At 72.7% G+C, this 14,660-nt stretch carries 13 protein-coding genes; 4 read left to right on the top strand and 9 right to left on the bottom strand.

Annotated elements, in window-relative coordinates:
* Nucleotide 1: 1 nt before the first annotated feature.
* Entirely contained in the window at nt 2-328 is a 327-nt protein-coding gene (locus tag CLV56_RS20315; protein WP_100415613.1) for an ArsR family transcriptional regulator, read from the bottom strand.
* A 99-nt stretch (nt 329-427) separates the two neighbouring features.
* Here CLV56_RS20315 and CLV56_RS20310 point away from each other — a divergent pair, with 99 nt between their 5' ends.
* The gene (locus CLV56_RS20310) at nt 428-1,639 is read left to right on the top strand and encodes an MFS transporter (RefSeq protein WP_100415612.1); all 1,212 of its coding nucleotides are present in this window, start codon (nt 428-430) and stop codon (nt 1,637-1,639) included.
* A 117-nt stretch (nt 1,640-1,756) separates the two neighbouring features.
* Entirely contained in the window at nt 1,757-2,131 is a 375-nt protein-coding gene (locus CLV56_RS20305; RefSeq protein WP_100415611.1) for a VOC family protein, read from the top strand.
* Nucleotides 2,132-2,205: 74 nt separating this feature from the next.
* Here CLV56_RS20305 and CLV56_RS20300 read toward each other — a convergent pair whose 3' ends face one another.
* Nucleotides 2,206-3,522: an MFS transporter gene (locus tag CLV56_RS20300; RefSeq protein ID WP_100415610.1), complete on the bottom strand. Its 1,317-nt coding sequence runs from the start codon at nt 3,520-3,522 to the stop codon at nt 2,206-2,208.
* Entirely contained in the window at nt 3,519-4,175 is a 657-nt protein-coding gene (locus tag CLV56_RS20295) for a GntR family transcriptional regulator (protein WP_100415609.1), read from the bottom strand. Before CLV56_RS20295 ends, CLV56_RS20300 begins: the two co-directional genes overlap by 4 nt.
* 185 nt (nt 4,176-4,360) lie before the next feature.
* Here CLV56_RS20295 and CLV56_RS20290 point away from each other — a divergent pair, with 185 nt between their 5' ends.
* Nucleotides 4,361-5,551 (top strand): CaiB/BaiF CoA transferase family protein, encoded by a 1,191-nt coding sequence (locus CLV56_RS20290; RefSeq protein WP_100415608.1) that lies wholly within the window; start codon nt 4,361-4,363, stop codon nt 5,549-5,551.
* Nucleotides 5,552-5,754: 203 nt separating this feature from the next.
* On the opposite strand, the gene CLV56_RS20285 is transcribed toward CLV56_RS20290, so the two are convergent.
* The 6 genes from CLV56_RS20285 to CLV56_RS20260 form a co-directional block, all read right to left on the bottom strand.
* Nucleotides 5,755-7,239, bottom strand: coding sequence for a hypothetical protein (locus CLV56_RS20285; RefSeq protein ID WP_157805244.1), 1,485 nt, complete (start codon nt 7,237-7,239; stop codon nt 5,755-5,757).
* A gap of 197 nt (nt 7,240-7,436) precedes the next feature.
* On the bottom strand, nt 7,437-9,026 hold the full coding sequence (locus tag CLV56_RS20280; RefSeq protein ID WP_100415633.1) for a dihydrolipoamide acetyltransferase family protein: 1,590 nt from the start codon (nt 9,024-9,026) through the stop codon (nt 7,437-7,439).
* Between the two features lie 5 nt (nt 9,027-9,031).
* The gene (locus CLV56_RS20275; protein ID WP_100415632.1) at nt 9,032-10,009 is read right to left on the bottom strand and encodes an alpha-ketoacid dehydrogenase subunit beta; all 978 of its coding nucleotides are present in this window, start codon (nt 10,007-10,009) and stop codon (nt 9,032-9,034) included.
* Nucleotides 10,009-11,106 carry a pyruvate dehydrogenase (acetyl-transferring) E1 component subunit alpha gene (gene pdhA / locus CLV56_RS20270; RefSeq protein WP_100415606.1) on the bottom strand — a complete coding sequence of 366 codons (1,098 nt, stop codon included), beginning with the start codon at nt 11,104-11,106 and terminating at the stop codon, nt 10,009-10,011. The genes CLV56_RS20275 and pdhA overlap by 1 nt, the downstream gene beginning before the upstream one ends.
* A 254-nt stretch (nt 11,107-11,360) precedes the next feature.
* Nucleotides 11,361-12,980: an HNH endonuclease gene (locus CLV56_RS20265; protein WP_100415605.1), complete on the bottom strand. Its 1,620-nt coding sequence runs from the start codon at nt 12,978-12,980 to the stop codon at nt 11,361-11,363.
* A 129-nt stretch (nt 12,981-13,109) separates the two neighbouring features.
* Nucleotides 13,110-13,502, bottom strand: a complete 393-nt coding sequence (locus tag CLV56_RS20260) for a hypothetical protein (RefSeq protein ID WP_157805243.1) — start codon at nt 13,500-13,502, stop codon at nt 13,110-13,112.
* A gap of 194 nt (nt 13,503-13,696) precedes the next feature.
* On the opposite strand from CLV56_RS20260, the gene ligD reads away from it, so the two are divergent.
* Nucleotides 13,697-14,660: non-homologous end-joining DNA ligase (ligD, locus tag CLV56_RS20255; RefSeq protein ID WP_100415603.1), on the top strand; the 964-nt coding region annotated here is incomplete at its 3' end.

The raw sequence follows: 14,660 nt of genomic DNA, 5'->3' as shown, positions 1-14,660 counted from the left end.
GTCAGCCGGCGACGGAGGCCGCGTGGAGCACGGAGTCGAGCAGACCCGGGAACCGTGCGTCGAGGTCCTCGCGCCGCAGCGTGAGCCGTCGTCCCCGGCCTTGGGGCTCGTTGCGGATCAGACCGGCCTCGCGCAGCGTCTTCATCAGGTGCGACTTCGTCGACTTCGGCATGTCAGGGTTCGTGAGGACGCACTCGGCCATGTCGAGCGGCCCGTCGGCGACCTGGCGCACGATCGCGAGCCGTTCGGGGTCGCTGAGTGCGAACAGCACGTCGGCCAAGCGGATCTCGTCGCGAGAGGGGTGGGAGAGCGTCTGCCCGGACACCATGGTTCGATCGTAGTTGAACCTTGCTGCCGGTCGGAAGTACCCTGCCGAAAGGTTCGACAGTTTTCGAACCTCCCCGCATCGTCACCGCAGAGGAACCCGATGACCACGACCACCGCGCCGAGCCCGACGGCCGCTCCGCCGCGGGCGCGTCTCGGGTTCGTGCTCGCGGTCGCCACCGCCACCGTGATGATGGCGGGAGCCAGCGCGCCCTCCCCGTTCTACCCGGTGCTCCAGGAGCGGCTCGGCTACTCGCCCGGGACGTCGACCGCGATCTTCGGGGTCTACGCGATCACGCTGCTCGCCACCCTCCTCGTGCTCGGCTCCGTGTCCGACCACGTCGGTCGCCGGCCCGTGATCAGCGGAGCGCTCGTCCTGCTCACCCTGAGCGTGGTGCTGTTCTGGCACGCCGACACGGTGTCGGTCCTCCTCCTGGCTCGTGCCGTCCAGGGTGTGGCGAGCGCGCTCCTGCTGTCGACGCTCTCGGCGGCGGTGGTCGACTTCGAGTCTCCTGACCACCCCGACAGTGCCGCCCTCTGGAACACCGTCTCCCCGCTGGCCGGCCTCGCGAGCGGGGCTCTGGCGGCCGGGCTCGTCCTGGACGTCAGCCCCGGCGCCGCCGAGGCCGAGGTGTTCGGCGGGCTCACGATCGCGTACCTCGCCCTCGCGCTCGCGGCGTGGAGCGTCCCCGAGACCGCCCCGCGCCATGCCGGCCTCGCCGCTTCCCTCCTGCCCCGGGTCGCGCTGCCCGCCGCGGTCCGACCGCTGTTCTTGCTCAGCTTCCCGGCGCTGCTCGCAGGCTGGGCCACCGGTGGCCTCTACCTCTCCCTCACCCCGCTGGTCGTCTCGCACGAGCTCGGCGGCACCGGTCACGCGTGGCAGGGCCTCGCGATCGCGGCGCTCGCCGGGACCGGGGCGCTCTCGTGCTTCCTGGTACGGGACTGGTCGCCGCGGCGGATCACGCTGTACGGCACGACGACGCTCGCGGTCGGCACCGCCCTCACGCTGATCGCGATCAGCCTCGGGCCGCTGGTCGCGTTCCTGCTCGCCGTGGTGGTCGCCGGATCCGGCTTCGGGACCGCGTTCATGGGCGTCCTCCGCTCGATCGTCCCGGCGATCCCGCCGGCCGAGCGAGGCGAGGTGTTCGCTGCGATCTTCGTGGTCTCCTACCTCTCGTTGGGAGTGCCCGCGACGATCGCCGGCATGGCCGTCGAACCCGCCGGTCTCGGGACCACGACGCTCGTCTACGGCATCGGGGTCGCTCTGCTCGCCGCCGTCGCGGCCGTGCTCCGCGCCTTCACCACCCGCGACTGATCCGCGTCGCGGCGCTTCGCCCGTACGTGCGTCTCGACACGACCGTTGCCCGGCGGACCGGGATGTCGTGACGCCCGTCCCCTGGCGCTCCCCGGGCACCTGCACGATGCTGGTGCGGTGGACGGATACGTGGCCCACCTCGCGTTCAACTCCGACGACGACGGCACGACGCAGGCGTTCTACGAGGCCGTCCTCGGCTGGTCGTTCGAGCCCTGGGGGCCACCGGGGTTCTCCCGCGCGCACATCCCGGCGTCGGCGGAGCTGATCGCTGCGGTCCAGCAGCGTCGCGAGCTCCTCCCGGGCATCCGTACGACCGGCCCGGAGGTGACGATCGCGGTCGACGACCTGGAGGCCGCGCTCGACCGCGTGATCGGAGCGGGCGGGGAGATCGTCATGGACGTGACGCAGATCCCCGACGTCGGCGCTCTCGCCTTCGTCGCGGACCCGTCGCACAACGTGGTCGGCCTCGTCCGCTTCGCCGCGTCGTCGTAGCCGTCACAGAGCGGTCGAAGCCGTCACAGAGCAGTCGTAGCCGTCACAGAGCGGTCGGTCGAGCTCGGTCGGTCTCAGGACGCCGGAACGCGCTGCAGCTCGTTGCGTCGTGGTCGCGACGACGCCGGTGGGAGCCGGTCGAGCTTGCGCTGGTGCCGCCAGATCTGCACGGCCCCGATCAGCCACGGGACGGCTTGCACCGCCATCGCCCAGCGGAACGCGTCCGTCGGGTACGCCTGCGAACCGCCGGACGTCAGCAGGTCGAGCACCACACCGATCGCCAGCACCGTCGAGAGGCTCGCGATGAATCCGCCCATGTTCACGACGGCGGTCGCGAGGCCGAGGCGCTCCGGCACGCCGTACGTCCGGACGAAGTCGAATCCGACCAGCGAGCCCGGTCCACCGACCGCCACGACCACGACGAGAAGCACGAGCAGCCAGGAGGGCGCGTCCCCGGGCCATGCCAGGACCGCGGACCACACCGCGACGATCGCCATGACGATCCCCAGGACCAGGCGGGTGCGGCGCTCGGGCCGCGTCGAGGTCCGCCACGCGATCACCGGGCCCGCCGCCATCGTGGCGAGGATGAGGATGGTCAGCAGCGCCGACGCGAACGCCGGCGAGGTGTGCTCGCCGCGGACGAAGAAGGGGAACCCCCAGAGCAGCGCGAGCATCGTGCCGCTGAACTGTGTCGAGAAGTGCGTCCAGAAGCCGAGCTGCGTCCCGGGGTCCGACCAGGCCGTCCGGATCCGGCTCCCGATGCCGCGCAGCTCCAGCTCGGGGCCGCGGACGTTGCGGGCACCGGGCCGGTCGTGGACGACGGCGAGCAGGGCGGCGGCGAGCACGAGCCCGACCGCGGCGGTGACGAGGTACGAGGTGGTCCAGCCGAGCGTGTGCAGGGCCCAGGTCATCGGCGCTGCCGCGACGATCGTGCCCGCCTGCCCGCTGATGCCGGTCAGCTGGGTCATCAGCGGGATGCGGCGCGGCTCGAACCAGGTGTTGACCAGACGCAGGACGCACACGAACACCATCGCGTCCCCGGCGCCGACCGCGATCCGCGCGCCGACGGCGAGCGGGTAGGAGTCCGCGAGCGCGAACACGGTCTGGGCGACCGACAGCGTCACGACTCCGGCGAAGATCACCGCGCGCGGGCCCCATCGGTCGAGCGCGAGACCGACCGGGATCTGCATGCCGGCGTAGACCACGAGCTGAAGCACCGTGAACGCCGACAGCTGAGCAGCGGTGATGTCGAAGCGGTCGGTCGCCGCGAGCCCGGCGACGGCGAGCGAGGACCGGTGGAAGACGGCGAGCACGTAGACGAGGAGGGCGACCAGCCAGACCGCGGTCGCGCTGCGCCGCAGGCCCAGCCGGCGTGCTGCCGTGGCGATCATCCGTCGTCCCCGTCGATCGCGTGCCGTGCGCTCGCGACGTGCGATGCGGTCAGGGCGACGAATGCGTCGAGGTCGTCGGTCGCGATCAGCTCGGCGAGCCGGCGGTGGTCGCGGATCGCGGCGTCCATCCGCTCGGGCGACAGGGTCATGGCGGTCGCGTTGATCATCAGCTGGCGCTCGCGCAGGCTGCGGTAGAGCCGGGTGAGGTGCTCGTTGTGCGCGGCGTCCACGACGACCTCGTGGAAGGCACGGTCCGCCTCGGTGAACGCGACCACGTCGCCGACCGCGCGGTGCAGCTCCATCGCGTCGACGTCGGCGTGCAGCCGGGCGGCGATCGCGGTGCCGTGCTCGAAGGCCCGGGGGGCGGCCCACTGCTCGACCAGGGCACGGGCCTCCCAGACCGCGTCCGCCTCGGCCGCGGTCACCGGGACGACGATGGCGCCGCGCTTGGGGTAGATCCGGACGAGCCCCTCGCTCTGCAGTCGTTGCAGAGCCTCGCGTACCGGAGTCCGGGAGCACTCGAGCCGCTCGGCCAGCGCGACCTCCCCGAGCTCGTCCCCCGCGCCGGTCTCGCCGGACAGGATCGAGCGCTTGACTGCCGCGTAGGCGCGGTCCGCCGCGGAGGCTCGGGTCAGGTTCGTCGCTGCACACATGTTGCATACATGATGCCAGGCGGGTCCGAACACCGCGGAACCACCCGGTTTGGCACCTTTCGCCGTACGGCCCGAGGCGGCCCGCTGCGACGATGGTCCCGTCCGTACGGGGTGGATCCGACGCCGGGCCGTACGGCCGCCGGAGCGTACGATCGCCGCCGAACCGCCGAGCCGAAGGAGCACCCATGCTGTCCGACGTCGTCGTCGTCGACCTCACCCGAGCCCTCGCCGGGCCGCACGCCGCGATGATGCTCGGCGACCTCGGTGCCGACGTGATCAAGGTCGAGTCGCCGACCGGCGACGACACCCGCCAGTGGGGGCCTCCCTTCGTGAGTGGACACAGCGACGGCGACGGCGACGCCCAGGAGTCCACGTACTTCCTGTCCTGCAACCGCAACAAGCGCTCCGTGACCGCCGACCTCAAGTCCGACGAGGGACGCGACCTGCTGACGCGCCTGGTCCGCAACGCCGACGTCCTCATCGAGAACTTCCGCCCCGGCGTGCTCGACCGGCTCGGCTTCTCCTACGCGCGGCTGCACGAGCTCAACCCACGGCTGGTGATCTGCCAGATCACCGGGTTCGGTCACGACGGCCCGGAGGCCACCCGCGCCGGCTACGACCAGATCGCACAGGGCGAGGGCGGCCTGATGAGCATGACCGGGCCGGACCCGGAGCACCCGACGAAGGTCGGCGTCCCGATCGCCGATCTGCTCGCCGGGATGAACGCCGCGTACGGGATCGTCGCCGCGCTGCACGAGCGCAACAGCACCGGCGTCGGCCGCGTCGTGCGGACGAGCCTGCTCGCCGGCATCGTCGGCGTGCACGCGTTCCAGGGCACGCGGTGGACGGTCGCCGGCGAGCTGCCCCGCGCGGCCGGCAACCACCACCCGTCGATCTCTCCGTACGGGCTGTTCCGCACCGCCGACGCGCCGGTCCAGCTGTCGGTCGGCAGCGAGGGTCTGTGGGCGCGGTTCGCGCCGCTGGTCGGGATCGACGTCGCCGACCCCGACTACGCGACCAATCCGCTGCGGGTCGCGAACCGCGAGGCGCTGACCGCGCGGATCGAGGAGGTCTTCGCCGACGCGGGCGCGGAGACCTGGCTCGCGCGGCTCGCCGAGGCCGGTGTCCCGGCCGGAAAGGTGCGCTCGCTCGACGACGTCTACTCGTGGGACCAGACCCGGTCCCAGGGCCTGCTCGTCGACGTCGACCACTCGAGCCTCGGCACGATCAGCATCCCCGGTCCTGCGTTGCGTCTCGACGACCTGCCGTACGCGGGGGCCCGGCCGACGCCCGGCGCACCACCGCGGCTCGGCCAGCACAACGACGAGGTCCGGGCGTGGCTCGACGCCGTGGACGCGGGGTCATCCTCGGACTGACACCCACCACCCCCCGGTCGAGGCCGAGCCACCCACCACCCCGCCGGTCGAGGCCGAGCCACCCACCACCCCGCCGGTCGAGGCCGGAGACACCCACCACCCCGCCGGTCGAGGCGGAGCCACCCACCACCCCGCCGGTCGAGGCCGAGACACCCACCACCCCGCCGGTCGAGGCCGAGCGAAGCGAGGATCGAGACCCGCCCTCACTCGCCGTCGGCGACGCGTCCGCCGTGCTCGAGCCACCAGCAGGCGCCGGCTCGCTGCGCCGCGTCGGCGTCGGGGTCCTTCACGAGCTTCCGCAGGAGCGGGTCCTGCTGCATCCCCGCGAGGTACAGAGCCGCCTTGCGGACGCCGACGTCGGTCGCCGAGAGGAAGTCGGCGTTGCCCGGGACGGGCCCACCGCCGGTGTGGGCGAGCGCGATCAGGGTCGGTCGGGCGTCGACGTCCGGGCGCTGCAGACGCGCGACGAGCGCATCGCGCTCGGGCTTGCCCGCCAGGTACGGCATCAGGCTGGTCGCGCCGTCGGCGGCACGGGGCGGATGGGTCTGCTCGATCAGGACCTCCGCGATCGCGGGTGCGAACGGGCTGCGGGAGAGGATCAGAGCGGACTGGTGACGCAGGTCGTGGTCGTCGGCGTGGTAGGCGTCCTCGACGATCGCGCGTCCGACGGCGTCCAGGTCGCGGCCGGAGATCGCCTCGATCCGCGCCGCCACCGCCCGGATCGCCGTCGCGTGCGCGGCAGCGCGGTTCGCGGCCGACGATGCCGGACCGCGTGAGCGCCCGGCGAACAGGGCCGGGCGGACCCGGCGCAGACGCTCGGCCACGGCCGGCGGCATCACGTCGATGAGGTTCGCGGCCCGGATCAGCGTGGCCTCGTCGGTCGCGTCGAACAGCATCTGCGCGAGCTGCGCCTCGAGCGCCGCCAGGGCCCGCGGAGACACCTCGAGCCGGACCAGCTTGCGTCGCAGACCCCAGACCGCCCCGAGCTGCATCTGCGCGGACGGCTGGGTGAGCAGCGTGATCAGGGTGTCCACCGCCTTCTCGGCGTGGACGTCGGCGATCAGCATGATCGGGGCGAGGGTCGCCTGCGCGTCGGACGCGATCACGTGCGCGCCGACCGCTCGCATCACGACGGTGCGCAGGTCCGGTACGTCGATCAGTCGACGGAGCGCCTCGAACCGGGTCCCGTAGCCGATCCCGACCGCCCGGGCAGACTCGCTCACGAGCCGGGGCGCCAGGGCCTCGACGTCGTCGAGCGCTCCCTCGGGAAGCCGCTTCGGGGTCTGCGTGACCCAGCCGGCCCACTCGAACCAGTCGGCTCCGCGCGCGTCGGCCGCGAGCACGAGCTCCCGCGCCTCGGCGTACGTCGCCGGGCCGCTCGGCTCGGTGTCGCGGGCCGGGACCCGCTCGCCGAACGAGCGTGCGACCCCCTCCGCGAGCGCGACCAGCGTCGCGCGCTCGATCCCGAGCAGGGACTCGTAGGACTCGATCACCGGGACCGGGACCCGCAGACGGCCCGACTCCCACCGGCTGACGCGGGACGCGTCGGCACGGTGCCCCTGCTCGGTCAGCAGGGCAGCGAACGGCTGCAGGCGTCGCAGCTCCGCTCCGCCTGCGACGGTCCGCCACTGGCGGAGCAACCATCCGACTCGTTCGTACGCGCTCGCTGACTGCGGTTGCACCGACATCGAAGCCCCTCCGACCGCACGGGTCGAGCCGCACGGCTGTGAGGCAACGTAGCGAGCGCCGAGGTCGCGCACGGCCGGAATCCCGCGAACTGACGTGATTCGGACACCAGGACGCACCTGGAGGGGTGGCGTGCAGACGCCACCCCTCCAGGACCGGCAACCCGGCGACCGGCGGGAAAGGGGACCCGCCGGCCCGCTCAGAAGGTCAAGGCACGTGCCGGGTCCGTCAGCAGCCTCCCCACGTCGGCGAGGAACCGCGACCCGTCCGCGCCGTCGACGACCCGGTGGTCGAACGACACCGCGAGCGTCGTGACCCACCGCGGGACGACCTCGTCGCCGAGGACCCACGGCCGGCGCGCGATCTGCCCGACGGCGAGGATGCCGGTCTGTCCGGGCACGAGGATCGGCGTGCCCGCGTCGACCCCGAACACGCCGACGTTCGTGATGCTGAACGTGCCGCCCGCCAGGTCCTCGGGCGGGATGCGCCCGTCCCGCGCCGCGGTGATCTTCTCGCCGATCCCCTGCGCCAGCTCGGGCATCGACAGCCGGTCGGCGTCGCGGACGACCGGGACGAGCAGCCCCCGGTCCGATGCGGTCGCGATCCCGAGATGGACGTCGTGCTTCAGCACGATCTCCGAGCGCTCGGCGTCGAAGGAGGCATTCATCGACGGCGTACGGCGCAGCGCGAGGCACACCGCGCGGGCGATGAGCAGCAGCGGCGAGACCTTCACGTCGGCGAGCGACGGATCGGACTTCATGCTCTCGACCAGGTCCATCGTCGCGGAGACGTCGACCGTCAGCCACTCCGTCACGTGCGGTGCCGTGAACGCCGACGAGACCATCGCCTCGGCTGTCGCCTTGCGGACCCCCTTGACCGGAACGCGGGTGATCCGGTCGTCGGTGGCCGGCGTCGGCGCGGTCTGGGCGGCCGGAGCCGCCCCGCTCGCTGCCGTGGCCGCTGCTGCCGACTCGGCACCGTCCGGAGGTACGGCGCCGGTCCGGTCGGCGTACGCCTCGACGTCCTCACGGGTGACGATCCCGTTCGACCCGCTCGGCGGCACGTCCCGCAGGTCGACCCCGAGCAGCATGGCCAGCTTGCGGACCGGTGGCTTGGCGAGCGTACGGATGGTGCTGGGGGTCTCGATCGCTCGCTCCGCTCGCGCCTCGACCGGCGGGGAGGAAGCGCCCGCTCGCGCCTCGACCGGCGGGGAGGAAGCGCCCGCTCGCGCCTCGACCGGCGGGGAGGAAGCGCCCGCTCGCGCCTCGACCGGCGGGGACGGGGTCCCGGCGGCCGGCGCGGGGGCGACCGCACCGTTCGACGCGCCCGCGTGCGACCGCCGCCGGCGGCGGGTCGTGCTCTGCTCGCGCGGCCCGTACCCGACCAGGGTCTTGTTCGGGGCCCCTTCCGCCGACTCGTGCGTGGCCGGCTCGTGCGTGGCCGGCTCGTGGGCGGTCGCCTCCTGCGCCTGCGGTGTGACCGTCTGCTGCACGGCAGCCTGGCCCGCGGCGCGGTCCGCGGGACCGACCTGGGCGTCAGACTCGTCCGACGGGTCCGCGACCGCGATGATCGGCGTGCCGACCGCGACCGTGTCCCCCTCGGCGACCAGCAGGTCGCGCACCACCCCGCCGTACGGGCTCGGGAGCTCCACGAGCGACTTGGCCGTCTCGACCTCGACGATGATGTCGTTGACCTTGATCTCGTCTCCGACCGCGACCCGCCACGAGATGATCTCGGCCTCGGTCAGCCCCTCGCCCGGGTCGGGCATCCTGTACTCGTTGACCGCCATCGCGCTCACCACCCCAGCGAGCGGTCGACGGCGTCGAGCACCCGGTCGAGATCCGGCAGGTACGTCTCCTCCACCCGGCTCGGCGGGTACGGCGTGTCGTACCCGGTGACCCGGAGCACGGGCGCCTCGAGCGAGTAGAAGCAGTCCTCGGTGATCCGTGCGGCGATCTCCGCTCCGGTCCCGAGCGTGCGGTGCGCCTCGTGGACGACGACCGCGCGGCCCGTCCTGCGCACCGACTCGTACACGGGCTCGAGGTCGAACGGTGAGAGCGTGCGCAGGTCGATCACCTCCAGGTCGAGCCCGTCGGCCTCGCCGGCGCTCGCGGCGCCCATCGCGATGCTGACCGACGGCCCGTAGGCGAGGACCGTCGCGGTGGTCCCGGGCCGGATCACGCGCGACGCGAACAACGGCGCCGGCGGCTCGTCGACGTCGACGTCGCCCTTCGCGGAGTGGTACAGGCGCTTCGGCTCGAGGAAGACCACCGGGTCGTCGCACGCGATCGCCTGCTGCACCATCCAGTACGCGTCGGCCGGGTTCGAGCAGGACACCACCTTGAGGCCCGCCGTATGCACGAACTGCGCCTCGGGCGACTCCGAGTGGTGCTCGACGGCGCCGATCCCTCCGCCGTACGGGATCCGGATCACGATCGGCATCGCCTGACGGCCGCCGCTGCGGTAGCGGAACTTCGCGACCTGGCTCACGATCTGGTCGTACGCCGGGTAGACGAACCCGTCGAACTGGATCTCCACGACGGGCCGGTAGCCGCGCAGCGCCATCCCGACCGCGGTGCCCACGATCCCGGACTCCGCGAGCGGGGTGTCGATCACCTTGTTCTCGCCGAAGTCCTTCTGGAGCCCGTCAGTGATCCGGAAGACGCCGCCGAGCCGGCCGATGTCCTCACCCATCAGGACGACCTTGTCGTCGTTCTCCATCGCTCGGCGCAGACCCGAGTTCAGCGCCTTCGCCATCGTCATCGTCGTCATCACGCCACCTCCGTCGCGAGCCACTCGGCGAGCTCGTCGCGTTGCGCGGCGAGCTCCGGGGTCTGCTCGGCGTAGACCAGGTCGAACAGCTTGGCCGGGTCGGGATCGGGCAGCTGGCGGCACTCCGTACGCAGTCGCTCGCCGAGCGCCTCGGCCTCCGCGTCGACGTCGTCGAAGAAGGCGTCGTCGACGGCGTGGACCCGACGCAGGTAGGCACGCACCCGCTCGATCGGGTCACGCAGCTTCCAGCGCTCGACCTCGTCGGAGTGCCGGTAGCGGGTCGGGTCGTCGGTGGTGGTGTGGGCTCCCATCCGGTACGTGTACGCCTCGATCAGGCTGGGCCCGCTGCCCTCCCGCGCACGCTGGAGCGCCTCGGTGGTCACGGCGTGGACGGCCAGCACGTCGTTGCCGTCCACCCGGACACCGGGGAAGCCGAAGCCGGCCGCACGCTGGTAGAGCGGGACGCGGGTCTGGCGGGTCGTGGGCTCGGAGATGGCCCACTGGTTGTTCTGGCAGAAGAAGACGACCGGTGCGTTCGTCACGCTCGCCCAGACGAACGCCTCGTTGACATCACCCTGGCTGGTCGCACCGTCACCGAAGTACGCGACCACGGCCGTGTCGCGACCCTGCTCACCGGTGCCGACGGCATCGTCCAGCTGGACACCCATCGCGTAGCCGGTAGCGTGCAGCGTCTGGGCCCCGATCACGATCGTGTAGAGCCCGAAGTTGTAGGCAGCGGGGTCCCACCCGCTCTGGTCGACACCCCGGAACAGATGCAGCAGCGCGGCGGGGTCGAGTCCGCGGCACCACGCGACACCGTGCTCGCGGTAGGTCGGGAACACGAAGTCCTGCGGAGCCAGCGCACGACCGGATCCGATCTGCGAGGCTTCCTGGCCGAGCAGCGAGGCCCAGATGCCCAGCTCGCCGTGCCGCTGCAGGGCCGTGGCCTCGGTGTCGATCCGACGGGACAGCACGAGGTCGCGGTAGAAGCCGGCGATCGTCTCGTCGTCACCGTCGAAGCGGTAGTCGGGATGCTCGATGCGCTCGCCCTCGGGCGTCAGAAGCTGCACCAGCTCGGGGTCGGCGAAGTCGGCCATACGGCTGTCTCCTCAGGGTCTGGACGGTCGTCGGGGTCGCCGCGACCGGCGTGTCTGAAGCGGCGTCCTCGGTCCCGAGGGTGGTGGGACTGAGGACGTCGGGTGTGAGCGCGCTCACACCGTGCTGCCAGGCTAGCACCCGGGTGTTGCGCCCGAGTCACGCCGCCGGGCCCGAGTCACGCTGCCGGGCTTGAGCCACACCTGCCGGGCCCGAGTCACACCTGCCGGGCCTGGCGGCGTTCCGTGCGGCGGGGTCACTCTCGGCGGGGTCGATGGCGGGCGATCACGTCGTGCAGGTGTTCCTCGAGCGTCGTGAGCTCGCGGCGCGGTCGTCGGACGGCGATCAGGGTCGGGCCGCGGTTGCCGGAGTGTCGACGGTCGGCGACGTAGGAGTGTCCGGTCGGGGTGGTCCAGCTGATCTGCTGCGGCACGGACCCGTCGCCGGCCTGGGGAACCGAGGTGCGGACGCGCCACCCGCGCCCCTCCTTCAGGAGGTTGTCGTGCTCGCACGTGCCGGCGCCGTTGTCCTGGGTGGTCGGGCCGCCACGGGCGTGGGCGCGGGTGTGGTCGATGTCGGTGATGTCGCAGTCGCAGTAGGGACGAAGACAGTGCCCGTCGGTCGCGCGGATCAGGCGCGCGAGGCGCTCAGGGAACCGTCGGCGCCGGGGGTCGCTGTCGACCGGATCCCCGCGGTCGTCGGTGAACAGCCGCCGCAGCCACGTGGTGTCGCGGTCGATGAGTCGGCGGGCGAGTGCGGCGGGGATCGGGCCGTACCCGTCGAGGACGGGCGGGGTGTCCTCCGTGCCGAACAGCACCTCGGGCCGCATCAGCAGGCCGACCTCGACCGGGGTCGCGGGTGAGGACCCATCGGCTGCGACAGCCGTGCCGGTGAGCGCCTCGAGTGCGAGGTCGGCCATCAGCTGCCGCACGGTCGGCCGGGCCTCGACCGGGTTGCCGCCAGACCCCGCGGCGGCACCAGACCCAGCGGCGGCACGAGACCCAGCGGCGGCACGAGACCCAGCGGCGGCACCGGTCTCAGCGGCGGCACCGGATCCCAGGGCGCCGCGGGGGCCCGGGGTCTCACCCGAGCGAGAGCTGCCACCTGGGCCGGCGCGGCGCTCTCCGCGGGCCTTGGCGAGGGCCGAGTCGCGAGCGAGGCGTCGCCAGGCCGCGACGATCTGCTCGGCGCCTCCGCGGACCGTCAGCTCGGCCGTTGCGTCAGGGCGACGACGCAGGCGGACGTGTCGCGTGGCCCGGGCCGCGCGGGCCCGGGCCTCGGCGCCGGCGGGGTCGAGTGCCAGCACGTGGCGGCGCGCGATCGCGGCCGCTTCGCGGGGTGTCGCCCCGGGCAGGGAGGTGGCGATCAGCTGGTCGACGCGGGCGCGGCGGGCAAGGTCGAGGGCCTGGGTCTCGCCGACGACGGCAGCGGCGACCGCGGCACTGATGTGTCCGTCGCGGAGCAGTCCGTGGGTGCAGGGGTGGTCGCGCAGGGCGGACGCGACGTCGAGGTGGTGCTGGCCGGCGCCGTTGCCGATGCCGCGGGCCATCCCGACCTCCGCCCGCAGCGAACGATCCCGGGCGCGCCGGCGAGGCTCGGAGCGTGCGGGGTCGGCGGCCTCGCGTCGCGCACGGAGCGAAGACACGGCGTCGTGCTGGTGGCCTTGGGCGATCCGGACGACCGTCTCGCACGCGGCGATCAGCTCGACCTCACCAGCACCCTGGGCGAGGTGCGGCTCGGCCGCAGCAGTGACGGCCTCACGCGCCCGGGCGAGCTCGGCGGCGACGCGCCGCTCGAGCGCATCCAGGAGGCTCAACGCGGTCGACGCCACACCCGTGTCGGTGGCGGTCGGCGTGCCGGCTGGGCTGTCGAGCATGTGTTCGAATCTAGCGCCGCGCACCGACACATCCTCGTACGACGTGGCGTCGGGGCCCACGCGTGGCATCGGCACGGCCCGGGGCCCGCCCGTGCCGTGCCGACGTGTCGCGCGTGCGTCGACGGCGCGTCAGCGCATGCGGATCGTGCGGACCTTCTTCGGCCCGCCGATCTTCTTGACCTTCAGCTTGAAGACGTCCTTGCCCGCGGTGTTGCGCCGCACCTTGTCGATGTCGATGTCACCGTCGCGGTCGGCGCGGTGAACCCGCTTGTGGAACCGCTTGCCGTCGTGCCGCAGCACGATCTTCCAGCGGCTCCCCGGGCGAGCGTCATCGAGGTCGACGTCGATCTCGAAACGGCCGTCGTCCTTCTCGACCGAGAAGTCCACCTCCGCGCCCGCGACGCGGAACTCCCGGTCCCGCTCCGCATCGGCGCTGGCAGGCGCGGCGGTCAGGACGGTCAAGGGTGCGGCGAGCAGCGCCCCGGCCCCCAGGGTGGCGGTGATCCGTCGCATGGTCGTCATGTCCCAGCTCTCTTTCACTCGGTGTTCACTCGGTGGCTCGTCGCGTGGTCTCTCTCACGACGGACCCAGCCTCTCGGCGCCGCGTGAGGGCACCATGAGGCGCGGATGAACGTGTTCTCATCGAGACCGCGCCCGGGTCGGGTCCTCGACGCACGCCGCGGGCCGTACGGCTCCGCCCGCCGTACTGTCGTCCCATGGCGCTGTGGATCGCACCGATGCTCGCGACGCTCACGTCACGTCGGTTCGACGATCCGGACTGGGTCTTCGAGCGCAAGCTGGACGGCGAACGCCTGATGGCGATCCGCGAGGACGCCCGGGTGCGCTTGTACTCGCGCAACCACAACGACGTCACCGCGCAGTACCCGGAGATCGTCGAGGCCTTCGCGGGTTTCGACACCGCGACCGACTTCGTGGTCGACGGCGAGCTGTGCGCGATGCGCGGCGAGCAGACCAGCTTCGCCGACCTGCAGAAGCGGATGCACGTCACGGACCCCCGTACGATCGCCGGCGCCGGCGTGACCCTCGCGTACTACGCGTTCGACCTTCCCCGCTACGACGGCCACGACCTGCGTGGACTCGCGCTGACGACCCGCAAGGCGGCGCTCGCCGACGCGTTCGCCTTCGGGCCGGTGCTGCGGTTCAGCGACCACGAGGCGGAGCACGGGCTCGCGATGCTGCACCACGCGGAGCGGGCCGGCTGGGAGGGCGTGATGGCCAAGCGGGCCGCATCGACGTACCAGGCGGGGAAGCGCTCTCCGGACTGGCTGAAGTTCAAGGTCGTCCGCGGCCAGGAGCTCGTCGTCGGCGGCTGGACCACCGGGCAGGGCAGCCGCAAGGGTCTCGGGGCGCTGCTCGTCGGCTACTACGACGGCGACGCCCTGCGGTACGCCGGCAAGGTCGGCACCGGCTTCGACCAGGCCATGCTGGACCGGCTCGGATCGATGCTCGAGCCGCTGGGGCGCGAGACGAGCCCGTTCGTCGACGACGTCGGCGCCGCGGTCCGGCGCGAGCATCCGCACTGGGTCGCGCCGCGGCTCGTCGTCGAGGTCGGGTTCAGCGAGTGGACCGACGCCGGGCGACTGCGGCACCCACGGTTCCAGGGGGTGCGCGACGACAAGGCGCCGGCCGAGGTCGTGCGCGAGGAGCCGCACCCGATCG

The sequence above is a fragment of the Mumia flava genome (assembly GCF_002797495.1).
In the GTDB taxonomy this organism is placed as follows: domain Bacteria; phylum Actinomycetota; class Actinomycetes; order Propionibacteriales; family Nocardioidaceae; genus Mumia; species Mumia flava.
This window is presented reverse-complemented; position numbering and strand designations above follow the sequence as displayed.